Consider the following 22629-nt stretch of genomic DNA (forward strand, 5'->3'; position numbering starts at 1 on the left):
TTTTGTCAGTGCACCCTCGTCATGGCGTTCTCAGCGCATGACGAAGGGATCGGGGATCGGCTCGTCCGAGGTCTTGATCCAGACGGATTTCGAGCGCGTGTAGTCTCTGATGGCGTCGAGCCCGCCCTCGCGGCCGAGGCCCGACAGGCCGTAGCCACCGAAGGGAACGAGCGGCGACACGGCACGGTAGGTGTTGACCCAGACGACGCCGGCATGGATGTCGCGCGCCATGCGGTGCGCCTTGCCGAGATTTGAGGTGAAGACGCCGGAGGCGAGGCCAAAGGGCGTGTCGTTGGCAAGCGCCAGCGCCTCGGCCTCGGTGTCGAAGGAAAGCACGCTCAGCACCGGGCCAAACAGTTCCTCGCGCACGCAGGGCAGGTCGGTGTTGCCGGCATCGATGATGGTCGGCGCGTAATAGAAGCCGGCGCCGCCGATGCCCGGCCGCGTCCCGCCGGTGACCAGCGTGCCGCCTGCAGCAAGGCTCTCGGCCACCACCTTCTCGATCCAGTCGCGCTGGCGCGGCGTGGCCAAAGGCCCCATTTCGGTGGCCGGATCCTGCGGGTCGCCGATGCGGATCGCTTCGGCCTTGCCCTTCAGGCGGCCAAGAAAATCATCCTTCACCGAACGCTCGATCAGCAGCCGCGAACCGGCGACGCAGCTCTGTCCCGTCGCAGCGAAGATGCCGGCGACGACGGCATTGGCGGCGCTGTCGAGATCGGCATCGGCGAAGACAACGACGGGGCTCTTTCCGCCCAGTTCAAGGGTTGTGTAGGCGAGGTTCTCCGACGTGTTCCTGACGATCGCGCGGGCCGTCGACGGGCCGCCGGTGAAGGCGACGCGCGAGACAAGCGGGTGGCTGGTCAGGCGCCGGCCGCAGTCCTGGCCGAAGCCGGTGAGGATGTTGACAGCGCCGGCTGGAAAGCCGGCTTCGCTGACCAGCTCGGCGAAGGCGAGCAGCGGCGCCGGACCGTCCTCGGAGGCCTTGAGCACCACCGTGCAGCCCGCCGCAAGCGCCGGGCCGAGCTTGACGGCCGATAGGAAGAGCTGCGAGTTCCATGGCACCACCGCGGTGACGACGCCGATCGGCTCGCGGCGGATGGTGACGTCGAGGTCTGCCTTGTCGATCGGCACATGCGCGCCTTCGTGCTTGTCGGCAAGGCCGCCATAGTAGCGGTAGTAGTCGCCGACATAGGCGATCTGGGCGCGGGTCTCGCGGATGATCTTGCCGGTGTCGCGCGTCTCCAGCTCGGCCAGGCGCCCGGCATTGGCGGCGACGAGGTCGCCGAGTTTCACCAGCAGCTTTCCGCGCGCGGTTGCCGTCATCGTCCGCCACGGACCCGAGCGCAACGCGCGGTGCGCCGCCTCAACGGCGCGGTCGACATCGGCTTCGGACGCCGCCGGCATCTTCGCCCATGGCGCGCCGGTCGACGGGTCGATGCTGTCGAAGGTCGCGGACGGCTCGTCGAAGCGGCCGTCGATGAAGTTCCTGAAGAGAGCGTCGGTCATGGGCTCGCGATCAGAGGAAGGCCGGCTTCACCCGGTCGATGAACAGTTGCAGCGATTTCTTCTTGCGTTCGTGCGAAAGGCCGCTGTCGATCCAGATCGAATACTGGTCGTAGCCGAGCGCTTCATAGGCTTTCAGCCGCGCGATCACTTCGTCCGCTTCGCCGATCACCAGGTTCTGGCGCATCTTGTCCGCCGCATATTGCGGCATGGCGGCAATCTCGTCGGCGGTCAGCGGCTCCAACACGCCCTGATGCACCGGCTTCTTGTTCTGGAACCAGGCGCCGAACTGGCAGTAGAAGCTCGACAGATCCTGGCTGAGGCGATCGGCATCGGCCGCGTCCTCGGCGACGAATGTGTGCATCAAAAGCATGATTTCCGGGCGCTGGATCTCCGGATGGGCGGCGCAAGCGGCGTTGAAGCGCTGCATGAGGCTGGTCACCTCGTCGTCGCCGGACGCCAGTGGCGTCACCTGAACCTTGCATCTGTTGGCGACCGCAAAGTCGTGCGAGTTCGGGTCGCGCGCCGCCACCCAGATCGGCGGGTAGGGTTTCTGCAGCGGCTTCGGCGACGATGTTGTCGAGGGAAACTGCCAGAACTCGCCCGAGAATTCTAAGTCGCCGTCCCAGAGGCCGCGGATCGCCGGAATGATCTCGCGCATGCGCTGGCCGGCGCCCCAGGCGTCGAGCCCTGGAAAGACGCGCTGATATTCGTAGCTGTAGGCGCCGCGCGCGATGCCGACATCCAGCCGGCCGCCGGTGATGATGTCGGTCATCGCCGCCTCGCCGGCAAGCTTGATCGGGTGCCAGAAGGGCGCGATGATTGTTCCGGTGCCGAGGCGGATGCGGGTCGTCTTTGCCGCCAGATAGGCGATGTTGATGAATGGATTGGGCGAGATGGTGAACTCCATCCCGTGATGCTCGCCGATCCACGCCGTCTCGAAGCCTGCCTCCTCGGCGAGCAGCACCAGCTCTCCCAGCTCGTCCAGAAGCTGCGACTGCGGCTTGTCGAGATCCGACCGTTCCATGTGCACGAAAAGCGAGAACTTCATCCCTGGTCACCTGTACGGAGCGAACCGGCATCGGATCGAGCGAGCGGCCGCACCTCGCCTTCGACCTCGTTGCCGACATAGACGCCGAACGCGTCCTCGGTGCATTCGCGCACGTAACGGGCGAGCATCGAGCGGATGGCCGGATCGGCGATCTTCAAGCCGTCGATCGTGTCGATGTCGATCAGCCGGATGCCGCGATCGCTGGAGGCCGGCACGTCGAACGTGCCGCGATAGTAGACATGCGTGCGCGATTGATTTCCAGCATCGTCCCAGACGGCGTAAAGGAAGCCGAGTTGCGCTTCGATGGCCTTTGCGGCCAGAAGCCCGTTGAGGCTCTTGCCGTCGCTTGCCGAGCCCAATCCCCGGCCGCGCGGCAGTTCGAGGAAGCCGTCCGGCGTTTCCAGGAACAGGATGCGCCCCCCGTTTTCGAGAATGGCGCCGACATCGGTGCCGGGTTGGACGGCGGCCAGCGCCTCCTGGCTCAGGCCGGGCGTGACGTAGGCGCCGCGGCAATAGCCGAGGGGTTGCGCGGAGTTTTGCTGGAAGGCGCGAACGCGGCCGATGAGGATCGAATGGTCGCCTGCCTCGACCAGCCGCTCCAAGTCGCAGTCGAAGAAGGCGACGGAGCCGTCGAGAACCGGACTGCCGGTCTGCCCCGGTTGCCACACGACGGAAGCGAACTTATCCGCCGCCTTCGATGCGAAGATGCCGGAGGCTGCCTTCTGGTCTTCGCTGAGCACATTGATGGCGAAGCTTTTCGATGTCGCGAACACCGGGTGGCCGAGCGCCTTGTGGGCGACGCAGACGAGCACCAGCGGCGGGTCGAGCGATACCGAGGTGAAGGAATTGGCGGTGAAGCCGCGCGGCTCGCCTTCCGGACCGATGGTGGTGACGATGGTGACGCCGGTCAGGAAGGAGCCCAGCGCGCGGCGGAACTCGCCGCTGTCGAAGCTGCCGTCTGCTGCCGGTTCATCGCTTTGACCCATGCTTTCACCTTCGCTGAGGAAGTCGACGATGTGGCGCGTGGTAAGATCGGGTGCTGCCACCGCCATCATGTGCCTTTGGCTGGAGAGGACGGTGCAGCGCCCTTGCGGCGCGAGTCTGGCCATGGCGGCCGACATTGCCGGCGAGGAGTTCCTGTCCTGCGAACCGGTCATGAACAAGGCGGGCACGGCCAGCGTGCGCAGGCGGTCGGCGTGGTCGCTGTCGGCGCGGGCAAACAGGCGGTAGGTGCGGGCATAGCCTTCGGGGTCGACCTCGCTCAAGGCAGCCGCCGTCTTCCCGGCCGCCACCATGAGCTCAGCCGGAACCGGATCGCCGAACCAGCGCGCGATGGTCTGCGCGGCACCTGCCGCGTCGCCGCGACCGGTGAGCGCCGCGGCGCGCTCGCGAACGGCTTCGGCGAGCTCAGGCGGGCGGCGAAACACGGCGTTGAGCGAGACGATGCGGCCGACGCGCTGCGGCGCAAGCAGCGCAAGCTCCTGCGCGACAAGCGCGCCCATCGAGTGGCCGACGACCGACACGCTTTCGAGACCGAGATGATCGAGCAGCCGGACCGCCTGCCAGGCATAGTCGGCCAACTCCGGAGCCTGCGGCGGCAGCGGCGACCCGCCGTGGCCAAGCATATCGATGGCGATAACATCGAAGCGGCCAACCATGCGCTCGAACTGCGGCTGCCAGATCGCCGCGTTCATGCCGACACCGTGAATGAAAAGCACCGGCGCGCCCGATCCGGCGCGAAGGAAGCTGGTGCCGTCGGGCGCGGTGGCCCGGATCCATTCTGGGGCGACGGTGTCAGCCATGCAGGTCCCCGAGCTCCTTGAGGTCCTGGTAGCGGTCGCCGATGCGGTGATGCGGGCGGCCGCCGATGGACGCGCCAAGCGCCACGACCAGCTCATCCGGCGCGGGCGCATCGCCTATCTGGAAATGCACGGTCAGGTAATGCGAGCGCCGCCCCTCGTCGTTCTTGTCCATCAGCGGGATCATGATCGGCGTGTTCGGCCCGCCGCGCAGGTTGGTGAAGGCAAGATAGGTCTTGGCGCCGACGGCGCGACGGTAGTGGTTGCCGAAATGCAGCGTGTGGATGAGGGCCGAGGCGTGCTCGATCTCGCCCGAGGTGCCGCAGATGGCGGCTTTGCCGTAACCTTCGATCGCCTCGCCCGAGCCGGCGGCTGCGATGATCTCGCGCGTCAGGGTCTCTCCGAGCACCGGCGCACAAGCGCGGATCTCGGGCGAAAGATCCTCGGTGAAACCCCGTCCCGCCCAAGGGTTCGCCAGCACGGCGGCGGCACCGATCAGGCGCAGCGGCCTTGGCGCTGCCTTGCCACCCTCGATTAGCGTGTTCTCGGTGTAGGTGACGATCTTGCGAATGGCCGGCTGCATGAAAACCTCTGTCGGGCGGCGCCTTGCGAGAAGCACCTTTCCTGCGTCGTCTTATGGTATACCATACTATGGAGCACCAAACACCTTGTCAATCGGCTATCGAATCTGTTTTCGTGGCGGCGCAGGGAGCAATGACATGCAGGACGATACGCTTCGCATCGATCGCAGCGCCAAGACCTTGAGAACATTGGCTCTCGAACGCATGCGCGAAGCCATCATGGATTTTCATTTCCAGCCCGGCGAAAGGCTGGTCGAGCGGCCGCTGTGCGATCAGCTCGGCGTCAGCCGCTCGGTTGTACGTGAGGTTTTGCGGCAGCTGGAGGCTGAGGGTCTCGTTCAGATGATCCCCGGTCACGGGCCGGCGGTGGCACGGCCGGATCCTGGCCGCACCGACGAGATCTATGAACTGAGGGCGCTACTCGAAGGGATCGCGGCCCGCGCTTGCGCGCTATCGGCAACCAATGGGCAGCTGGCGATACTGGAGCGTGCGCTCGGCGAGCTCTTCGAAGCCTGGGCCTCGGGCGAGCCGCCGGCGGTGATGCGCGCCACGACGAAGTTCTACGAAGCGCTGTTCGAGGCCGCCGACAAGCGTGTCGCTTGGGAGATCGTCAGCGGGCTCAACGTGCGCATCAACCAGTTGCGTTCGATGACAATCGCCTCGGCGAACCGGCGTGAGCCGGCGATCGCCGAGATGAACGCGATCATGGATGCGATCCGGGCGCGCAAGCCCGAAGAGGCGGAAGCGGCGGCGCGGCGGCATGTCGAATCCGCCTGGAAGATCGCCCGCACAGCCCTGCAGCCGCATGGTTAGGTCGCGTCTCTGTTGGTCAGCGCGATGTGGCAGCAGCCGGAGCCGTGACCGGGCGTCCAGGTGACGTTGGCGAAGCGCACGCCGGTCGCCTCGAACAGGCCGCGATCGAAGGCGCCGGCAATGCGGCAGAGCGTGGCGAGCTTTTCGTCACCGACGCCGGCCTCGATCCAGGCATCCTTCAACGGGCAGCGTTTCACCTTGAAAGCGATGCGGTCCGGTCCGCGCTCGACATGGGTCGGGTACATGCGGCCGTCGTCCGGGCTGACGGCGAGGAAGGCCTCGCCGATCGCCGGCGCATCATTGGGGCCGAAATCGGTGAAAGCTGCCGCCGCGACCTCCCGGCCGCGCTTTTCGATGGTGCGGATCATAACCGCTTCGGCCTTTTCGGCGCCCATCTCGGCGGTCAGCTCGTCGAGCAAGAGACGGTAGAGATCGGCCCGGTTGCGGAAGGCGGAGTCGAGCTCGCGCGACAGTTTTTCGGCTCGGGCTGTCGGATCGGTCATGGTGTTGTGTTCCTGGTCAATCTGGGCGTCGCTGCCACCAGCGCATTGCCAATCGCCGATTGCGGGTTGGCGATGACGGCGCGGGCATCGCCGCTTTCGGCGATCCGGCCGGCGTCGATGATGACGATGCGGTGCGCGACGGCGCGGATGACGCCGAGATCATGCGAAATGAAAAGATAGGCGATCCGTTCCTGTCTTTGCAGGTCGAGCAGCAATTCCAGGATCTGCCCGCGCACCGAGACGTCGAGCGCCGAGACGGCTTCGTCGAGCACGATCAGCGAGGGTTTCGTGGCGACGGCGCGGGCGATTGCCACGCGCTGGCGCTGACCGCCGGAAATCTCGTGGATGGCGCGCCCGGCAATGCCGGCATCGAGGCCGACACGCTCCAGCAGCGCCGCGATACGCCGTGGTCGCTCGGTGCGCGAGGCAAGCCCATGGATGCGCAACGGATCGTCCAGGATGCGCGCCACGGTGGCGCGCGGATTGAAGGCGGCGAGCGGATCCTGGAACACCATCTGGAGGCGGGCGCGGCGCGCGCGCAGCGCGGCGCCCGACAGCGCGAGGAAATCCGCGCCTTCGAATTCGATGTGGCCGGCGTCGGGCGCGATCAGCCGCAGCACCAGCCGCGCGATCGTCGACTTGCCGCTGCCCGACGGGCCGGCCAACGCCAGCGTCTCGGCCGGCCCGATCTCGAATGAGACATCGTCGACAGCGGGAAAAGGCTTGCCGCCGCGGCGGTAGCGCTTGGCGAGGCTGGAGACCGCGAGCAGGCTCATGCCGGGGCGCCTTGCTTATCGAGCAGCGGTTCAGCATCGAGGCCGAGATGGGCATCGAGGAGGGCGCGCGTATAGGCGTGGCGCGGCTCGTTGATGGTTTCTTCTGTCTCGCCAAGTTCGACCAGCTCGCCATGGCGCAGCACGGCGATGCGCTCGGCAAGCGTGGCGGCGAGCGCGATGTCGTGGCTGATGAACAGCAGCGTCATGCCGTCCTCGGCAACCAGCCGGCGGATCAGGGCGACGATCTCGGCCTGCACGATGGTGTCGAGCGCGCTGGTCGCTTCGTCGGCGATCAACAGCCTCGGCCCGGCGGCGATTGCCGCGGCGATCGCGACGCGTTGCTTCTGACCGCCGGAAAGCTGGTGCGGATAGGCATGCAGGGCGGCCTCCGGCAGGCGGACGCGGTCGAGCAGGGTCTTGGTCCTGGCGTAGGCTTGCGGCCAGGTCAGGCCGAGATGCGTGCGGGCGACCTCGGCGATCTGCTTGCCGACCGGCATGACCGGGTCAAGGCTGGAGGAGGGGTCCTGGAAGACGAAGCCGATGTCGCGGCCAAGGAGGGGAGCTTTCTCACGAACGAGGAGAGGTTGGCGCTCTACGGCGCCCCCCTCTGTCCTGCCGGACATCTCCCCCACTTGGGGGGAGATTGGCAGTGTCGCCGACGGCTCTCCTTCTCCAGGCTTGGAGATTGGCGAAAGCGGATATGAGGGCCTGATCTCCCCCCTTGTGGGGGAGATGTCCGGCAGGACAGAGGGGGGCGCGAAGGAATGAGACGGTCCAAATTCCGGCGTTTGCCACTCGATCTCTCCGTCAATCCTGGCAGTCACCGGCAGTAGTCCTGCAATGGCCAGCGCCAGCGTGCTCTTGCCGGAGCCGCTTTCGCCGATGATCGCGAGACGCTCGCCCGCCTCGATGTCCAGGCTGATGCCTTTCAGCGCCGCCACCTGCACGCCGTCGGAGCGATAGCGCACCGAAAGATCGCGGATCGAGAGCAGCGTCGTCACGACAGGCTCCTGCGCACTGCGGTGCTTTCGACCACGCCTTCGCCGGCGAGGTAGACGCCGAGCACGGTCAGCACCAGCGCGATGCCGGGAACAATCGACAGATATGGCGCTGTGCGCAGCACGGCGCGGCCTTCGGCGATCATGCCGCCCCAGGTGACGCGGTTGGGGTCGCCGAGGCCAAGGAAGGAAAGTGCCGCCTCGCTGAGGATCGCCGCCGCGACGATCACCGAGGACAGCGCCAGCACCGGCGGCAGAGCGTTTGGCAGCACCTCTCGGAAGGCAATTTCCAGCGGATGCATGCCGATGACGCGGGCGCCGGCGACATAATCGCGCTCGCGGATCGACAGCACTTCCGCGCGAGCAACGCGCGCAGGACCGGTCCATGCGCCCAGCGCTATTGCTCCGACGACGACGCCGAGCGAGGGGCCGACGATGCTGACGAAGGCCAGCGCCAGAAGGAAACTCGGCACGGTCTGGAAGGCATCGGTGATGCGCATCAGCACCTCGTCGATCAGGCCTCCCGCGAAGCCGGCCAGCGTGCCGACAACCGCGCCGATCAGAAGCGCCGCGGCCGCCACCGCCAGACCGACGGCCAGCGAGGTGCGGGCGCCATGGAAGAGCTCGGCCAGCACGTCGCGGCCGAGCCGGTCGGTGCCGAGCGGCAGCGACCATTCCTGGAATGGCGGCAGCAGCGCTGGGCCGGCAATCGCCTGCGGATCGCCCGGAAAAAGCAACGGCGCCGCCAGCGCCATGGCGATGAGCAAGGCGAGGATGAGCGCGCCGGCGATCGCCTCCGGCGTGCGGAAGAAACGAAGCAGCCGGTTCATGCGCCAGCCTCGCCTGCGCCGAGGCGCGGATCGAGGAAGGCGTAGGTGAGGTCGACCACGAGATTGATGACGATGACCAGAACCGCGCTCACCAGGATTATGCCGAGCAGCAGCGGCGTGTCGCGTCCGGCGACGGCTTCCTGCGCCAGCCGGCCGAGGCCTGGTACGGCAAAGACGCTTTCGATGACGACGCTGCCGCCGAGCATCTGCGCAGATTGCAGGCCGAGCATGGTGACCAGAGGCAGAAGCGCGTTGCGGGCAACATGCGCAAGCACGATGCGGCGGCGCGGCAGACCCCTGGCGCGGGCGGCAAGGATAAAATCCTGTCGCCAGGCCTCGGCCATGCCGGCGCGCATCATGCGCAGGTAAAGCGCCAGATAGATGAAGCCGAGTGCTGCGACAGGCAGCACGAGATGGCTGGCGATGTCGGCGGCCCGCGCCAGCCCGGTTTTGCCGGAAGCGATGGTCTCGATGCCGCCGATCGGCAGCCAGCGCAGGTCGACGGCAAAGACGACGATCAGCACGAGGCCAAGCCAGAAGCCGGGCACCGCGTAGAGCGCCAGCGAACCGATCGACAGCAAGCGATCACGAAAACTGCCGGGCGCAGCGCCTGCATAGATGCCGAGCGCCGAGCCGAGACCGAAGGACAGCGCTGTGGCGCTCCCCATCAGGATGAGCGTGGTCGGCAGGCGCTCCAGGATGACGTCGCGGATCGGCCGCGAGAAGGTGACGGACCGGCCGAGATCGAGATGCAACAGCGCCCAAAGGTAGTTGGCGAGCCGCGTCAGTTCGGATTGGTCGAGGCCCCAGTGGTGACGCAGCAGTTCGATCATGCCGGCATCGCCGCCGGTCGAGACGATGTAGGCGTCTACCGCGTCGCCGGGAGCGGCTTCAAGCAGCAGGAAGCTGCCGATGACGACGATGAGGAGCACGAAGACACTGCCGACGAGACGCCGGCGGAGGATAGTGAGGGTGCGGGTCATGGCGCCCTCGAAGGCTTGGCGATATTCTGGTTAGGACTGCGCCCAGGCACCCCCCTCTGTCCTGCCGGACAGAGGGGGGTATCGTAGAGCTCGACGTCTGCTCGTGCATCCACGATGATTTCGCCGCGAATTCTCATCCGCGTGAGTGTGTCACGATTGCAAATAGGTGTCCGCCCAGTTGGACACAGCCCAGCGCGGATTGTTGGCGATGTTGCCGACGGTGTCGCGAGCGACGGAAATGAAGCTCCATTCGGCGACGTTGATCAGCGGCAGATCCGCCGCCACCTTCTTCTGGAATTCCTTGTAAAGCTCGGTGCGGGCTGATGTGTCGAGCGTCTCCGATGCCTTGACGATCAGCGCGTCGAGGTCGGCATTCTTGTAGCCGCCCTGGTTGGAGAAGGGCACGCCGTCGGGAATGCCGCTCTGCACCAGGATGGTGGTCGAGATCGCGGGGTCGCCGCGGAACACCGGCGGGCCGACGGCGAGGTCGAAGGCATGGTCGGTGTAGACGGCCTTGATATGGGCGGCGGAATCGTTGTTGACGATCTCGGCGTCGATGCCGACAGCGGCCAGCGCCTGACGAAGATAATCGCCGAACTGTTTCGTCTCGTTGAAATAGGGCGCCGGCAAGAGTTTCAGCGCAAACCGCTTGCCGTCGTCGGCCCGCCTGTAGCCGGCCTCGTCGAGCAGGTCGTTGGCCTTGGCGACGTCGAACGGATAGGTCGGGACATCGGCGGTGTAGAATTGCGGATCGTTCTTCGGCACCGGGCCGGTCGCGGTCGCGGCGTAGCCGAGGAAGACCGTCTTGACGACGAAGTCCTTGTCGATGGCATGCGCGATCGCCTGGCGCACTTTCAGGTCGGCCAGTTCCTTGCGGCGGTGGTTGATCTCGACGACGAGCTGATAGGTCAGCCCCTCATAGCCCTTGGTGACGATCTTCAGGCCAGGCACCTTTGAGATGCGATCGAGGTCGGCGAGCGGCACGGCGGAGAAGGCGGCAAGCTGGATCTCTTCCGCTTCGAGCGCGGCCGCTGCCGAGGTGCGATCGGGGAGCACCTGGTAGACGATCTCGTCGAGATAGGGTTCGTCCTTGCCCCAATAGTCTGCGTTCCTCGCGAGCCGGTAGTACTGGCCGGCCTTGTATTCGACAAATTTGAACGGACCGGTGCCGACCGGCGCATTGTTGGCCGGGTTGTCCTCGATCTTGCCGCTCTCATAAACATGTTTCGGCACGACGCTCGACAGCGCGGGCATCGCGTTGCGGATCAGCTGGAACGGCGTCGGCTTGGCGAATTTGAAGACGGCGGTGAACTCGTCCGGCGTCTCGACCGTGCTGAGGTCCTTGAACACGGTGCGACCGAGATTCTGCAGCGGCTTCCAGACCTCAAGCGCCGAAAAGGCGACGTCGGCGGAGGTGAAGGGCTTGCCGTCATGCCACTTCACGCCGTCGCGCAGCTTGAAGGTCACCGACAATCCGTCGGCCGCACCTTCCCAGGAAAGCGCGAGGCGCGGCTGAAGCCCATCCCTGCCGTCGAAGGAGGCTTCGGCCAGCGTCTCGACGACCTTGCTGGAAATGAAGAAGACGCCGTTGGAGGCTACGATTGCCGGGTTGAGATTGCGAGGTTCGGAGTCGGCGGCGACGATCAATCGCCCGCCCTTCTTCGGCGCCTGCGCCCGGCCGATGGTCGGCAACGCCGTCGATGCCAAGAGCAACGCCGAGCCGGCCAGCAGGCCGCGGCGTGAAATCGTCAGTTCGGACATCGCTCAAACTCCCCTCTTCACCCGTGCCGGGCACGGGCAGCCTCGAATGGGCGGGATTATGGCCCTTGGCAAAGGTTTCGCCAGAGACGGTTTTGGCGCAGGATGGCTTGGCTTTGAAATTTTCGTCCGCTGGACCGGTTATGTTCGGGCTAACGTTACCACAATCTGGTAGGACCAGATAGGAGCTTAAGGCCACCAAGAGCCGCCATGGTGGGCGCTATCTGGCGGACGCTCTGGATTCTGGCTGGACCAGAGCAGGCAAAATGGTGCAGATTTGGCCGACAGCCAAAAAGTTCAAGAAGATCGGCCGCTTGAGCGGCCGGGAAAATCAGGGAGAGTTCGATGAACGTCGCTCCGGGCAAAACCGAGATCGGCAGCATTCCGTTCGACCAGACGCGGGTGGACCGGCTGATGGAGGAGGCCGGGATCGACGTGCTCTTCGCCACCTCCAAGCACAACACGCAATACCTGCTCGGCGGCTACAAGTTCATCTTCTTTTCCGCGATGGATGCGATCGGCCACAGCCGCTACCTGCCGATCGTGCTTTATGAGAAGGGCGGGCCGGAGCACGCGGCCTATATCGGCAACAAGATGGAAGGCGGCGAGCATCAGAACCATCCGTTCTGGACGCCGACCTTGCATGCCGCCTGCTGGGGCACGCTCGACGCCGCCAATCTTGCGGTCGAGCATCTGCAGAAGATCGGCAAGGGCGCGGCCCGTATCGGCATCGAGCCGGGCTTCCTGCCGTCGGATGCCTATACGCTGATCCGCAAGGCGCTGCCGGACGCCAAGCTGGTCGACGCGACCGGCATGCTGGAGACCATGCGCGCGATCAAGACCGAGGCCGAGCTCGAACAGTTGCGCATCGCCTCCGAGCTCATCACCGATTCCATGCTGGCGACGATCGCCTGGGCGCGCGAGGGCACGAGCAAGACCGACATCATCGAGCAGCTGCGGCGCGAAGAGACCAATCGCGGCGCGCATTTCGAATATTGCCTGCTGACGCTGGGATCGAGCCACAACCGCGCCGCTTCGAGCCAGGCGTGGAAGAAGGGCGAGGTGCTGTCGATCGATTCCGGCGGCAACTATCACGGCTATATCGGCGACCTCTGCCGCATGGGTGTGCTCGGCGAGCCGGATGCCGAGCTGGAGGATCTTTTGGCCGAAGTGGAAACGGTGCAGCAGGCGGCCTTTTCCAAAGTCAGGGCAGGCACGCTCGGCGGCGATGTGATCGCGCATGCCGGGGGCGTGCTGAAAGCCTCGAAGGTAGCGCCCTATACGGATTTCTTCGCCCACGGCATGGGGCTGATCACGCATGAGGCGCCGTTCCTGATGACCAACCACCCGGTCGCCTATGAAGGCACCTATGCGGCAAAGCCGCTGGAAAAGAACATGGTGCTTTCGGTCGAGACCACCATGCTCCACCCGACGCGCGGTTTCATCAAGCTGGAAGATACGGTCGCGGTGACCGACACGGGCTACGTCATGTTCGGCGATCGCGGGCGGGGGTGGAACAGAGGCGGCGCGTAAGCCCCGATGTCTCGGCGCCTAGTGCGTTTCACCGTTTCACGGAAACGGCGAAACGCCCTATCTCCTTGTTTTTACGCAATTCCGGACGGAAAGCCGCTCACACTTTTCCTGGAGTTGCTTTAGCGCCGAGACAGTACTTCGACAACCTCACTTGCCCGCCGGCAGCAGCCTGAAATCCGGCAGGTCGCGCAGCGCCAGTTCCGGTCCCGCCGGCGAATAGACGACGAAGAGCTGCATCGGCTGGTCGCCGGTGTTGAGCGTCGAATGGTAGCGGCTTTCCGGCACGTAGATGGTGCAGCCGGGACCGACTTTCGCCACCACCGGATTGCCCTTCTCGTCCTCGACCATCTGCTCGCCATTGCCGGAGATGACGAAGATGATCTCCTCGGCGCCGGGATGGTTGTGGCGGGTGTGGCCCTGGCCCGGCGGCAGGTCGACGACGCCGCCGGAAAAGCGTTCGGCTCCATTCACTTCCGGCGCGACGGTGAGCGACAGCTTGCCCCAGTCGAAGCGGAAGGCGCTGACATCCTTGGGGTAGACGAACACCTTGCTCCTGTCGGCCATTGCCTCATCCCTTCGTTTTCGCGGTTGCCTTGAAATCCGCAGTCTGCCTGGCGATCGCCGCTTCGGCCGGCAGCCGTTCCATCGAGCTTGCGCCGTAGAAGCCGTGCAGCTCCTTGCAGCGCTCAAGGATGTAGCGCGCGTCGTCTGGCATCGATATCGGCCCGCCATGGCAGAGCAGGATGACGTCCTTGCGCACCGAGCGCGCGGCGTCGGCGATGGCGTCGATCTCCTTCACGCAGGCGTCGAGCGACTTCGCAGACGTGGCGCCGATCGAGCCGCCGGTCGTCACACCCATATGGGCGACAATTATGTCGGCGCCGGCTCGTGCCATGGCGCGCGCCTCGTCGGGGTTGAAGACGTAAGGCGTGGTCAGCAGGTCGAGCTTGTGCGCCTCCGCGATCATATCGACCTCGAGGCCGAAACCCATGCCGGTCTCTTCAAAACTCTGGCGCATGGTGCCGTCGAACAGGCCGACGGTCGGAAAATTCTGCACGCCGGAAAAACCCATCGTCTTCAGCTCGGCGAGCAGCAGCGGCATGATGACGAAGGGGTCGGTGCCGTTGACGCCGGCCAGAACCGGCGTCTTCTTCACCACCGGCAGCACCTCATAGGCCATCTCCTTGACGATCTCATTGGCGTTACCATAGGCGAGCAGGCCGGCGGCCGAGCCGCGCCCGGCCATGCGGTAGCGGCCGGAGTTGTAGATGATGATGAGGTCGATGCCGCCGGCTTCCTCTGCCTTGGCCGACAGGCCGGTGCCGGCGCCGCCGCCGACGATCGGCACGCCGTCGGCGATCATCTTGCGGAATCTTTTCAGTATCGTTTTGCGCGGGATGGCGGCCATGCTTGTCAGGTCTCACTTCTTGGCAATGTCGAGGAAAGCCTCGGCTGCGGCCTTGGCGAATGTGGGATCGTTGATGTGCAGCGGCAGGCGCGTCACGGCGCGGTGCTTCGTCGGCTTGATCGTGCGCTCGATGGCCTCGAACAGGACAGCATCGGCTTCCGAGTCGAAGAAAGCGCCGCCCTCGATGTCGAGCGCCGAGACGCCCTTTTCCGGGATGAGGAAGCGGATCGGGCCTTCGCACGCGGCGAGGCGTGTGCCGATCCATTCGCCGATCCTGCGGCATTCATCGGTCGTTGTGCGCATCAGCGTGACGTTCGGATTGTGCTCGTAGAACAGGCGTCCCCGGTATTTTTCGGGAATGGTCGGCGGCGCCCAGAAGTTGACCATGTCGAGCGCGCCGACCGAGCCGACATAGGGCAGCTTCGTGCGGGCAATGGCGCCGAAGCGGTCCTCAGTCGCCGGTAGCACGCCGCCGAACAAAAGATCGCAGACTTCCGTTGTGGTGATGTCGAGGACGCCGGCGAGCAGGCCTGAATCGGCGAGCTTCTCCATCGATCGGCCGCCTGTGCCGGTGGCATGGAAGGCCATGCAGTCATAGTCGGCGCGCAGCCGTTCGACGATGGCCGTGACGCATGGCGTGGTGACGCCGAACATGGTCAAGCCCAGCGCCGGCTTGCCTGCGGCGGAGGGCGCCGGCTTCGCCGCCATGCCGGCGACCGCCTGGGCGGCATTGTGCAGCACGACGCGCGACAGGCGGTTGAGTCCGGCCATGTCGGTCACCGACGGCATCATGATGATGTCGGAGACGTCGACATAGGGCGCGGTGTCGCCGGAAGCGAGCGTCGAGACCATGATCTTCGGCAGGCCGAGCGGCAGCGCGCGCATGCCGGCGGTGACGATCGAGGTGCCGCCGCCGCCGCCGATGCCGATCACGCCGGCGACGTCGTCGCGAGCCTGGATGAAGCGGGCAAACGCGACGCCCATGCCGGCGACGGCCGTGCCGCGATCGTCGATGCCGAGCACCGCGCCGGCTCCGTCCGGATGATGCGCGGCGACCTCGCCTGCCTCGATGTCGACCGGCACGGTCGCGCCGCGCGTACCGATATCGACGCGGACGGCCATTCCGCCGGCGGCGGCCACGGCATCGGCCAAGAAGGCGAGCTCTTCACCCTTGGTGTCGGCGGTGCCGACCACATAGATGCGCTTCATCCGCGTTTCCCCGTCGTCTCTATCGTTGTCTTGCGCGCCTGGCGTTGCCGCTTGTCGCTTCTTGCCTGGCCCGGTCGCCAAGGCGTGGGCCATTGCAATTTTTTGAGACGCGCGTATCGTATTGATATGGATGTCTCACGTCAACAAGCTGCCGCCAACGACGACGCCGAGCAGACGCCGGCAGCCGAGAAGGGGCCGCGCGCCCGCACGAGGCGGCTGATGCTGGAGACGGCGACGCGGCTGATGCAGTCCGGCGTGACGCCTTCGGTCAGCGAAGTTGCGGAGGCTGCGGAGGTGTCGCGCGCGACCGCCTATCGCTATTTCCCGAGCCAGGCGGCGCTGGTGCAGGCGGTCGTCGATGAGGGGCTTGGCCCGATCCTGACGTGGAAATCCGCCTCGAACGATCCGGAGCGACGGGTGGCCGACCTGTTCGCCAGCGCCATGCCGCGCATCGAGGCTTTCGAGGCGACGTTCAAGGCGGCGCTCAAGCTTTCGCTCGACCAATGGGCGCGGCGGCAGGCGGGCACGCTGGGGACCGAGCCGGCTTTCACGCGCGGCCACCGCATCGATCTCCTGAAAGATGCGATCGCGCCGCTCAAGGGTCAGCTCAAGCCGCGTCAATTCAAGCGTCTTGCCCAGGCGCTGTCGCTGATGTTCGGCGTCGAAGTGCTGATCGTGCTGAAGGATATATGGGGCCTGGACAGCCGTGACATGATGTCGGTCGCCGAGTGGGCGGCGGCGGCACTGGTGCGCGCGGCGATGGCGGAATCGGAGGCGAAAGCGGGTGGGGTTTCAGCATCGCCCGGAATAGGGATGTCCTAGAATCTGGTTCGACCAGATTGAGGGGCCAGCTACCAGTAATAATTGTGATGCATCGCCGGAAACAAGGCCACCATGTATCAAGGAGTAGGAAAAATAAGGGAAAACAGACAGATACCGTCCCGATCCGCTTGCGGGGTCGCTTTTGAGCGTCCAAGAAAGAGCTTGACGGCCCTCTTGAATTGGTAATACCAGATCAGTACGCATAAAGCGGATCGAAAGTGAGGGCTGCGATCCATCTTTCCGGCAGGGCGAGAGGCTCGAAACCGGAACGTGCCATCACCGGAGGAACTACCAGGGCCGACCAAGCTGGCGGCTCGCATGACAAGGTAGAATGCGCACAAGGGAGGAAAACTATGCGCAAGATAGTGACCAGCGTGGTCGCTGGTATCGGCTTGGCGCTTGCCTGCGGAACATCCGTCCGCGCGCAAGACAAGGAACTCACCATCTTCTGGGCGGAATGGGATCCGGCGAACTATCTGCAGGAACTCGTCAACGACTACACGGCCGAGACCGGCGTGAAGGTCACGGTGCAGACCACGCCGTGGCCTGACTTCCAGACCAAGGCCTTCACCGAGTTCAACGCGCATGGCGACGCCTACGACATGGTGGTCGGCGACTCGCAATGGCTGGGCGCCGGTTCGACGCAGGGCCACTATGTCGACCTGACCGACTTCTTCAACCAGCACAAGCTCGGCGACGTGATGGCGCCCGCGACCATCAAGTACTACGCCGAATACCCCGGCGGGTCCGGCAAATACTGGGCGATCCCGCTGGAAGGCGACGCGATTGGCTGGTCCTACCGCAAGGACTGGTTCGAGGACCCGAAGGAGAAGGAAGCCTTCAAGGCGAAGTACGGCTACGACCTCGCCGTGCCGACGACCTATGCGCAGCTGCGCGACATCGCCGAGTTCTTCCACCGTCCGGACCAGAAGCGCTACGGCGTCGCCATCTATACCGACAATTCCTATGACGCGATGGCGATGGGCGTCGAAAGCGCCATCTTCAGCTACGGCGGCGACCTCGGCGACTATGCAACCTACAAGGTCGACGGCATCACCAATTCGAAAGAGGCCGCAGCCGGCCTCGACATGTACAAGGAGCTCTACAAGTTCACGCCTCCCGGCTGGGGCAAGACCTTCTTCGTGGAGGACAACCAGGCGATCACCGGCGGCCTCGCCGCGATGAGCATGAACTTCTTCGCCTTCTTCCCGCCGCTGGTGAACAAGGCCACCAACCCCTATGCCGACGCCACCGGCTTCTTCGCCAATCCGGCCGGCCCGGACGGCAAGCGCTTCGCCGCTCTCGGCGGCCAGGGAATTTCGATTGTCTCGTATTCGAAGAACAAGGACGAGGCGATGAAGTTCCTGGAGTGGTTCATCAAGGACGAGACCCAGAAGAAGTGGGCCGACCTCGGCGGCTACACCTGCAGCCAGGCCGTGCTGAAGTCGGAAGCCTTCCAGAACGCCACGCCCTACAACAAGGCGTTCTACGACACGATGTTCATGGTCAAGGACTTCTGGGCGACGCCTGAATATGCCGAGGTGCTCGATCAGCTGAACCAGAACATCTATCCGTTCGTGGTCGGCGGCAAGGGCACCGCCCAGGAAGCGCTCGACAAGACCGCCGCCGACTGGAAGGCGACGTTCACCAAGTACAATCGCTACAAGTAAGTATCACAGTCAGAATGCCGGAGGAGGGTTTCCCCTCCGGCATTCCTGTTTTCAGGGAGACATTCGTTGGCTTCGGTAGCCCTTGCCCATCTCGATCCTGCCTCAAGGGCCGCCGCGCGCGGCTGGTCGGATCTGACCATCCGCAACATGTTCATCGTCCCGACGCTGGTTTTCCTGATCGTCTTCAACATTTTCCCGCTGATCTATTCGCTGGGCTATTCCTTCACCAATTTCGCCGCGAACCGCAGCGAGCCCTGGCAGTTCGTCGGCTTGCAGAACTATCGCGAGCTGCTCAGCGACGACCACATCTGGTCGAATTTCATCATCACGGCGAAATACGTCATCGTATCGGTGGCCGGACAGATGATCGTCGGCTTCGGCCTCGCCCTGCTGCTCAACCGCAGCTTCCCGATGAAGGGCCTGATTACCACGCTGCTCCTGTTGCCGATGATGATGTCGGCGGCGGTGGTCGGCCTGTTCTGGCAGTTGCTCTACAGCCCGTCCTGGGGGCCGATCAACTACGTCTTCGGCCTGGGCGACTTCGCCTGGCTTTCCAATCCCGACAGCGCGCTCTACGCCGTCGCGATCACCGACGTCTGGATGTGGTCGCCATTCGTAATGCTGCTGTCGCTCGCCGGCCTGTCGGCCGTGCCGCAGCACCTCTACGAGGCCGCCGCGATCGACCGTGCGAGCTGGTGGTACACCTTCACCCGCATCACCTTGCCGCTGGTCTCGCCGATCCTTTTGATCGCGCTGATCTTCCGCACCATGGAAGCCTTCAAGACCTTCGACATCGCCTACACGATGACGACCCAGCCGACCGCCGAACTGATAGCGATCCGGCTCTACAAGCAGGCGTTCCAGCAGTGGGATACCGGCAAGTCCTGCGCGCTGGCCTACATCGTGCTGATCATGGTGCTGGCCATCACCAACCTCTACGTGAAGTACCTCAACAAGGTGAAGGAGCGCTGAGATGGCCGCCGTCCGCACTTCTTCCGAGGTCGCCCTCAACCGCGCGGCAATCGTCGCGGTGCTGGTCGCGACGCTGATCTTCCTCGCGCCGATCTACTGGATCGCCTCCACCGCGTTCAAGCCGAAGGAACTGGCGGTCAGCGTGCCGCCCACCGTCCTTTTCCAGCCGGAAGTCACGCCCTTCATCCGTCTGTTCACCAAGCGCGTGCAGATGCAGAAGCCGGTCGACCCGCAAGTCTACGAAGCCGCGCCCTGGTGGGAAAAGCGCATCTATGACGGCGGCGAGCGGGTGCTGAAGGTCGGCAAGGACGTGCAGCTGTCGCAATATCCCGACCGCTTCATGAACAGCCTGATCGTGGCGGTCATCAGCACGGTGCTTGCGGTGGGCATGGGGACCTTCACCGCCTACGGCTTCTCGCGCTTCAAGGTCGCGGGCGAGGCTGACCTTCTCTTCTTCATCCTGTCGACGCGCATGCTGCCGCCGGTCGTCGTGGCGATCCCGATGTTCCTGATGTACCGGATGGTCGGCCTCAACGATTCGCATATCGGCCTGATCATCCTCTACGTCGCCTTCAACCTGTCCTTCTCGGTCTGGCTGATGAAGGGCTTCATGGACGAGATCCCGAAGGAGTACGAGGAGGCTGCGCTGGTCGACGGCTACACACGCATGCAGGCGTTCTTCAAGATCGTGCTGCCGGAAGCGGCGACCGGCATTGCCGCCACCGCCGTGTTCTGCTTCATCACCGCCTGGAACGAGTACGCCTTCGCGCTGATCATGACCAACCGGCGCGCCCAGACCGCGCCGCCCTTCATTCCCAGCCAGATCGGTTCCGGCCTGCCGGACTGGACGACGATCGCGGCGGGCACCTTCCTGTTCCTGCTGCCGGTCGCGATCTTCACCTTCCTGCTGCGCAACCACCTGCTTCGCGGCGTGACCTTCGGAGCGATCCGCAAATGAGCTTTCGCGCAGTCAACGAGAAGTACCTTTTGCCGGCCTCGCAGATCCTCATGGTGCTGGGCATCATCGCGCTCTGCCAGCCATGGAGCCTCCGCCTGCATTCCTATGGCGTGACGATCATCCTGATCGGGCTGATCGGCTTCAACATCACGTCGAAGATAGCGCCGGAGCGCCCGGAGGAAACCGGCGCCGCGATGCACGAGGGGGCACGGCAGTGACGCAGATCGAACTTCGCGGCATCGAGAAATTCTTCGGTGCCGTTCAGGTCATCCACAATCTCAACCTCGCCATCGCCGACAACGAGTTCATCGTGCTGCTTGGCCAGTCGGGCTGCGGCAAGACGACGACGCTGCGCGCGATTGCGGGGCTGGAGACGATCGATCAGGGCGACATCCTGATCGACGGCAAGGCCGTGCAGCACCTCAAGGCCGCCGACCGCGATATCGCCATGGTGTTCCAGTCCTTCTCGCTCTACCCGCACATGACGGTGTTCGAGAACATCGCCTTTCCGCTCCGCGCAACACGCATGAGCAGCGGCGAGGTCGACAAGGCCGTGCGCGAGGTCGCCCGGGTCCTGCGCATCACCGACCTGCTCGCCAAGAAGCCGTCGGCGCTGTCCGGCGGCGACATGCAGCGCGTGGCGATCGGCCGGGCGCTGGTGCGGCGTCCGAAGGCGATGCTGATGGACGAGCCGATCGGCGCGCTGGACGCCAAGCTGCGCGAGGAGATGCGGGCCGAGATCAAACGGCTGCACATCAAGCAGGGTTCGACCACGATCTATGTCACCCACGACCAGATCGAGGCGATGAGTCTCGCCGACCGTATCGTCATCATGCATGAGGGCTTCATCCAGCAGGTCGGCACGCCGGACGACGTCTATTCGCACCCGGCCAACCTTTTCGTTGCCCAGTTCGTCGGCAGCCCGGTGATGAACATCGCGGAGGCCGGCGTCTCCGAGGAGGCCAGCGCCGCGCGCGTCACGATTGGCGAGGCGCAGACCGGTTTCGAGTTCCCGCGCGAGCTGCTGTCCAAGCTCAACGGGCATTCCAACGGCGGCTTGACGCTGGGCATCCGTCCGGAGGGTGTGCTGGTGCGGCACGATGCCTCGCCCGGTTACATACCGGTGGAGGCGCAGATCATCGAGCCGCTCGGTTCCTTCGATATCATCGATCTCAAGGTCGGCTCAAAGATGCTGCGCGCCCGCACCAAGGCCGGATATGTTTCGGGGCCGGGCGAGAAGGTCCATGCCCGCATCGATCCCGAGCAGGCGCATTTCTTCGACACGGCAAGCGGCAAGTCGCTAGGAGTAAGGCTGTAATGGCCCACATCGAACTCAAGAACATCACCAAGAAGTTCGGTGGCCACACCGCGCTGACGGGCCTCAACCTGGACATCGCCGACGGCGAATTCTTCGTGCTGCTCGGCGAGACCGGCGCCGGCAAGACGACGACACTGCGGCTGATCGCCGGGCTCGAGAAGCCGACCGAGGGCCAAGTCTTCATCGACGGCGTCGACGTTGCCGGATGGGGCGCCGCCGAGCGCGACGTGGCGCTGGTGCTGCAGCAATACTCGCTCTACCCGCGCTACACCGTGCGGCAGAATCTGGAGTTTCCGCTGAAGCCGAAAATCCGTCGCCTGCCCGATGCCGAGATCAAGGACCGCGTAGCGCGTGCCGCCCGCACGCTGCGCATCGAGCATCTGCTCGACCGCAAGACGGACCGGCTTTCGGGCGGCGAAATGCAGCGCGTCTCGATCGGCCGGGCGATCGTGCGCAAGCCGCGCGTGTTCCTGATGGACGAGCCGCTGTCGGCGCTCGACGCGAAGCTGCGCGAGGCGCTGCGGACGGAGCTGAAGAACCTGCAGATGCAGCTCGGCGCCACCTTCCTGTTCGTCACCCACGACCAGATCGAGGCGATGTCGATGGGCGACAAGGTCGGCGTGCTCAACCATGGTCGCATCGTCCAGACCGGCACGCCGCAGGATATCTACAACAATCCGCGCGACACCTATGTCGCAAGCTTCGTCGGTTCGCCGCCGATGAACCTCATCGACGGCAAACTGGTGGAAAACCGCGCGGTGATGGCGCCGATGAATTTCGAATTGCCGCTTTCAGGGGGAGCCAGGACTTTTCTGGGGGAGAAGGCGGGCGGTGCGGCCGACGGTCGCCCGCTCGTCTTCGGCATCCGTCCGGAGGATGTCTATCTGGAGAGCGGCGCCCCGGTCGAGGCACGCGTCCACGACGTCGAGAACCACGGCGTCGAGAAGATCGTGACGCTGAGGGTCGGCGACGCGATGCTGAGGGCCACAGTGCCGGCAAGGACCGCCGTCGAGATCGAGCAGCCCGTCCGCTTTGCCTGGAATCCGGACAAGGTGGTGATGTTCGACAAGGGCAGCGGGGTGAGCCTGCGGCACGCCGGCTGACGAGCCTGCCGTTCGCCCGGCGGGACTTTGGCCGGCGCTGT

General features: G+C 64.9%; 22 protein-coding genes. 9 read left to right on the top strand and 13 right to left on the bottom strand.

Going from position 1 to position 22629, the window contains the following annotated elements:
• Positions 1-30 precede the first annotated feature (30 nt).
• From EJ067_RS23040 to EJ067_RS23055, 4 genes are read right to left on the bottom strand one after another with little or no spacing between them, the layout of a single operon-like run.
• Positions 31-1506, bottom strand: coding sequence for an aldehyde dehydrogenase (locus tag EJ067_RS23040; protein ID WP_126087512.1), 1476 nt, complete (start codon positions 1504-1506; stop codon positions 31-33).
• A gap of 10 nt (positions 1507-1516) precedes the next feature.
• On the bottom strand, positions 1517-2554 hold the full coding sequence (locus EJ067_RS23045; RefSeq protein WP_126087513.1) for an LLM class flavin-dependent oxidoreductase: 1038 nt from the start codon (positions 2552-2554) through the stop codon (positions 1517-1519).
• Entirely contained in the window at positions 2551-4356 is a 1806-nt protein-coding gene (locus tag EJ067_RS23050; protein ID WP_126087514.1) for an alpha/beta fold hydrolase, read from the bottom strand. Before EJ067_RS23050 ends, EJ067_RS23045 begins: the two co-directional genes overlap by 4 nt.
• Positions 4349-4936, bottom strand: a complete 588-nt coding sequence (locus EJ067_RS23055) for an amino acid synthesis family protein (RefSeq protein ID WP_126087515.1) — start codon at positions 4934-4936, stop codon at positions 4349-4351. The genes EJ067_RS23050 and EJ067_RS23055 overlap by 8 nt, the downstream gene beginning before the upstream one ends.
• 136 nt (positions 4937-5072) lie before the next feature.
• On the opposite strand from EJ067_RS23055, the gene EJ067_RS23060 reads away from it, so the two are divergent.
• Positions 5073-5747 (top strand): GntR family transcriptional regulator, encoded by a 675-nt coding sequence (locus EJ067_RS23060; RefSeq protein WP_126087516.1) that lies wholly within the window; start codon positions 5073-5075, stop codon positions 5745-5747.
• On the opposite strand, the gene EJ067_RS23065 is transcribed toward EJ067_RS23060, so the two are convergent.
• The 6 genes from EJ067_RS23065 to EJ067_RS23090 form a co-directional block, all read right to left on the bottom strand.
• Complete coding sequence (locus EJ067_RS23065) at positions 5744-6250, bottom strand: L-2-amino-thiazoline-4-carboxylic acid hydrolase (protein WP_126087517.1); 507 nt, start codon at positions 6248-6250, stop codon at positions 5744-5746. The genes EJ067_RS23060 and EJ067_RS23065 overlap by 4 nt on opposite strands.
• Positions 6247-7026: an ATP-binding cassette domain-containing protein gene (locus EJ067_RS23070; RefSeq protein WP_126087518.1), complete on the bottom strand. Its 780-nt coding sequence runs from the start codon at positions 7024-7026 to the stop codon at positions 6247-6249. Before EJ067_RS23070 ends, EJ067_RS23065 begins: the two co-directional genes overlap by 4 nt.
• Positions 7023-8027, bottom strand: coding sequence for an ABC transporter ATP-binding protein (locus tag EJ067_RS23075; RefSeq protein WP_189510081.1), 1005 nt, complete (start codon positions 8025-8027; stop codon positions 7023-7025). Before EJ067_RS23075 ends, EJ067_RS23070 begins: the two co-directional genes overlap by 4 nt.
• A complete protein-coding gene (locus EJ067_RS23080) occupies positions 8024-8854 on the bottom strand; it encodes an ABC transporter permease (protein ID WP_126087519.1) in 831 nt (276 codons plus the stop codon). The genes EJ067_RS23075 and EJ067_RS23080 overlap by 4 nt, the downstream gene beginning before the upstream one ends.
• On the bottom strand, positions 8851-9837 hold the full coding sequence (locus tag EJ067_RS23085) for an ABC transporter permease (protein ID WP_126087520.1): 987 nt from the start codon (positions 9835-9837) through the stop codon (positions 8851-8853). The genes EJ067_RS23080 and EJ067_RS23085 overlap by 4 nt, the downstream gene beginning before the upstream one ends.
• A gap of 150 nt (positions 9838-9987) precedes the next feature.
• Positions 9988-11598: an ABC transporter substrate-binding protein gene (locus EJ067_RS23090; RefSeq protein WP_126087521.1), complete on the bottom strand. Its 1611-nt coding sequence runs from the start codon at positions 11596-11598 to the stop codon at positions 9988-9990.
• Positions 11599-11940: 342 nt separating this feature from the next.
• Between EJ067_RS23090 and EJ067_RS23095 the strand changes: the two genes are divergently transcribed.
• A complete protein-coding gene (locus EJ067_RS23095) occupies positions 11941-13128 on the top strand; it encodes a Xaa-Pro peptidase family protein (protein ID WP_126087522.1) in 1188 nt (395 codons plus the stop codon).
• 147 nt (positions 13129-13275) lie between these two features.
• Here the strand turns inward: EJ067_RS23095 and EJ067_RS23100 are convergent, their stop codons facing one another.
• From EJ067_RS23100 to EJ067_RS23110, 3 genes are read right to left on the bottom strand one after another with little or no spacing between them, the layout of a single operon-like run.
• Entirely contained in the window at positions 13276-13692 is a 417-nt protein-coding gene (locus tag EJ067_RS23100) for a cupin domain-containing protein (protein ID WP_126087523.1), read from the bottom strand.
• A gap of 4 nt (positions 13693-13696) precedes the next feature.
• Positions 13697-14536, bottom strand: coding sequence for a phosphoenolpyruvate hydrolase family protein (locus tag EJ067_RS23105; RefSeq protein WP_126087524.1), 840 nt, complete (start codon positions 14534-14536; stop codon positions 13697-13699).
• Positions 14537-14548: 12 nt separating this feature from the next.
• Positions 14549-15745, bottom strand: a complete 1197-nt coding sequence (locus EJ067_RS23110; RefSeq protein WP_126087525.1) for a Tm-1-like ATP-binding domain-containing protein — start codon at positions 15743-15745, stop codon at positions 14549-14551.
• A gap of 126 nt (positions 15746-15871) precedes the next feature.
• Here EJ067_RS23110 and EJ067_RS23115 point away from each other — a divergent pair, with 126 nt between their 5' ends.
• The 7 genes from EJ067_RS23115 (at position 15872) to EJ067_RS23145 (ending at position 22588) form a co-directional block, all read left to right on the top strand.
• The gene (locus EJ067_RS23115) at positions 15872-16567 is read left to right on the top strand and encodes a TetR/AcrR family transcriptional regulator (RefSeq protein ID WP_126087526.1); all 696 of its coding nucleotides are present in this window, start codon (positions 15872-15874) and stop codon (positions 16565-16567) included.
• A gap of 353 nt (positions 16568-16920) precedes the next feature.
• A complete protein-coding gene (locus tag EJ067_RS23120) occupies positions 16921-18237 on the top strand; it encodes an extracellular solute-binding protein (RefSeq protein WP_126087527.1) in 1317 nt (438 codons plus the stop codon).
• 66 nt (positions 18238-18303) lie between these two features.
• The gene (locus tag EJ067_RS23125; RefSeq protein WP_126087528.1) at positions 18304-19209 is read left to right on the top strand and encodes a sugar ABC transporter permease; all 906 of its coding nucleotides are present in this window, start codon (positions 18304-18306) and stop codon (positions 19207-19209) included.
• Position 19210: 1 nt separating this feature from the next.
• Positions 19211-20167, top strand: a complete 957-nt coding sequence (locus EJ067_RS23130) for a carbohydrate ABC transporter permease (RefSeq protein WP_126087529.1) — start codon at positions 19211-19213, stop codon at positions 20165-20167.
• A complete protein-coding gene (locus tag EJ067_RS23135; RefSeq protein ID WP_126087530.1) occupies positions 20164-20385 on the top strand; it encodes a hypothetical protein in 222 nt (73 codons plus the stop codon). Before EJ067_RS23130 ends, EJ067_RS23135 begins: the two co-directional genes overlap by 4 nt.
• The gene (locus tag EJ067_RS23140) at positions 20382-21485 is read left to right on the top strand and encodes an ABC transporter ATP-binding protein (protein WP_126087531.1); all 1104 of its coding nucleotides are present in this window, start codon (positions 20382-20384) and stop codon (positions 21483-21485) included. Before EJ067_RS23135 ends, EJ067_RS23140 begins: the two co-directional genes overlap by 4 nt.
• Positions 21485-22588 carry an ABC transporter ATP-binding protein gene (locus EJ067_RS23145; RefSeq protein WP_126087532.1) on the top strand — a complete coding sequence of 368 codons (1104 nt, stop codon included), beginning with the start codon at positions 21485-21487 and terminating at the stop codon, positions 22586-22588. Before EJ067_RS23140 ends, EJ067_RS23145 begins: the two co-directional genes overlap by 1 nt.
• Positions 22589-22629 lie beyond the last annotated feature (41 nt).

It is taken from the genome of Mesorhizobium sp. M1D.F.Ca.ET.043.01.1.1, from assembly GCF_003952385.1.
Taxonomy (GTDB): Bacteria; Pseudomonadota; Alphaproteobacteria; order Rhizobiales; family Rhizobiaceae; genus Mesorhizobium.

Bases quoted from the DNA above. Each gene is read 5' to 3' on its own strand.
- EJ067_RS23040 (WP_126087512.1), bottom strand. From the start codon at position 1,506: ATGACCGACGCTCTCTTCAGGAACTTCATCGACGGCCGCTTCGACGAG.
- EJ067_RS23045 (WP_126087513.1), bottom strand. From the start codon at position 2,554: ATGAAGTTCTCGCTTTTCGTGCACATGGAACGGTCGGATCTCGACAAG.
- EJ067_RS23050 (WP_126087514.1), bottom strand. From the start codon at position 4,356: ATGGCTGACACCGTCGCCCCAGAATGGATCCGGGCCACCGCGCCCGAC.
- EJ067_RS23055 (WP_126087515.1), bottom strand. From the start codon at position 4,936: ATGCAGCCGGCCATTCGCAAGATCGTCACCTACACCGAGAACACGCTA.
- EJ067_RS23060 (WP_126087516.1), top strand. From the start codon at position 5,073: ATGCAGGACGATACGCTTCGCATCGATCGCAGCGCCAAGACCTTGAGA.
- EJ067_RS23065 (WP_126087517.1), bottom strand. From the start codon at position 6,250: ATGACCGATCCGACAGCCCGAGCCGAAAAACTGTCGCGCGAGCTCGAC.
- EJ067_RS23070 (WP_126087518.1), bottom strand. From the start codon at position 7,026: ATGAGCCTGCTCGCGGTCTCCAGCCTCGCCAAGCGCTACCGCCGCGGC.
- EJ067_RS23080 (WP_126087519.1), bottom strand. From the start codon at position 8,854: ATGAACCGGCTGCTTCGTTTCTTCCGCACGCCGGAGGCGATCGCCGGC.
- EJ067_RS23085 (WP_126087520.1), bottom strand. From the start codon at position 9,837: ATGACCCGCACCCTCACTATCCTCCGCCGGCGTCTCGTCGGCAGTGTC.
- EJ067_RS23090 (WP_126087521.1), bottom strand. From the start codon at position 11,598: ATGTCCGAACTGACGATTTCACGCCGCGGCCTGCTGGCCGGCTCGGCG.
- EJ067_RS23095 (WP_126087522.1), top strand. From the start codon at position 11,941: ATGAACGTCGCTCCGGGCAAAACCGAGATCGGCAGCATTCCGTTCGAC.
- EJ067_RS23100 (WP_126087523.1), bottom strand. From the start codon at position 13,692: ATGGCCGACAGGAGCAAGGTGTTCGTCTACCCCAAGGATGTCAGCGCC.
- EJ067_RS23105 (WP_126087524.1), bottom strand. From the start codon at position 14,536: ATGGCCGCCATCCCGCGCAAAACGATACTGAAAAGATTCCGCAAGATG.
- EJ067_RS23110 (WP_126087525.1), bottom strand. From the start codon at position 15,745: ATGAAGCGCATCTATGTGGTCGGCACCGCCGACACCAAGGGTGAAGAG.
- EJ067_RS23115 (WP_126087526.1), top strand. From the start codon at position 15,872: ATGGATGTCTCACGTCAACAAGCTGCCGCCAACGACGACGCCGAGCAG.
- EJ067_RS23120 (WP_126087527.1), top strand. From the start codon at position 16,921: ATGCGCAAGATAGTGACCAGCGTGGTCGCTGGTATCGGCTTGGCGCTT.
- EJ067_RS23130 (WP_126087529.1), top strand. From the start codon at position 19,211: ATGGCCGCCGTCCGCACTTCTTCCGAGGTCGCCCTCAACCGCGCGGCA.
- EJ067_RS23135 (WP_126087530.1), top strand. From the start codon at position 20,164: ATGAGCTTTCGCGCAGTCAACGAGAAGTACCTTTTGCCGGCCTCGCAG.
- EJ067_RS23145 (WP_126087532.1), top strand. From the start codon at position 21,485: ATGGCCCACATCGAACTCAAGAACATCACCAAGAAGTTCGGTGGCCAC.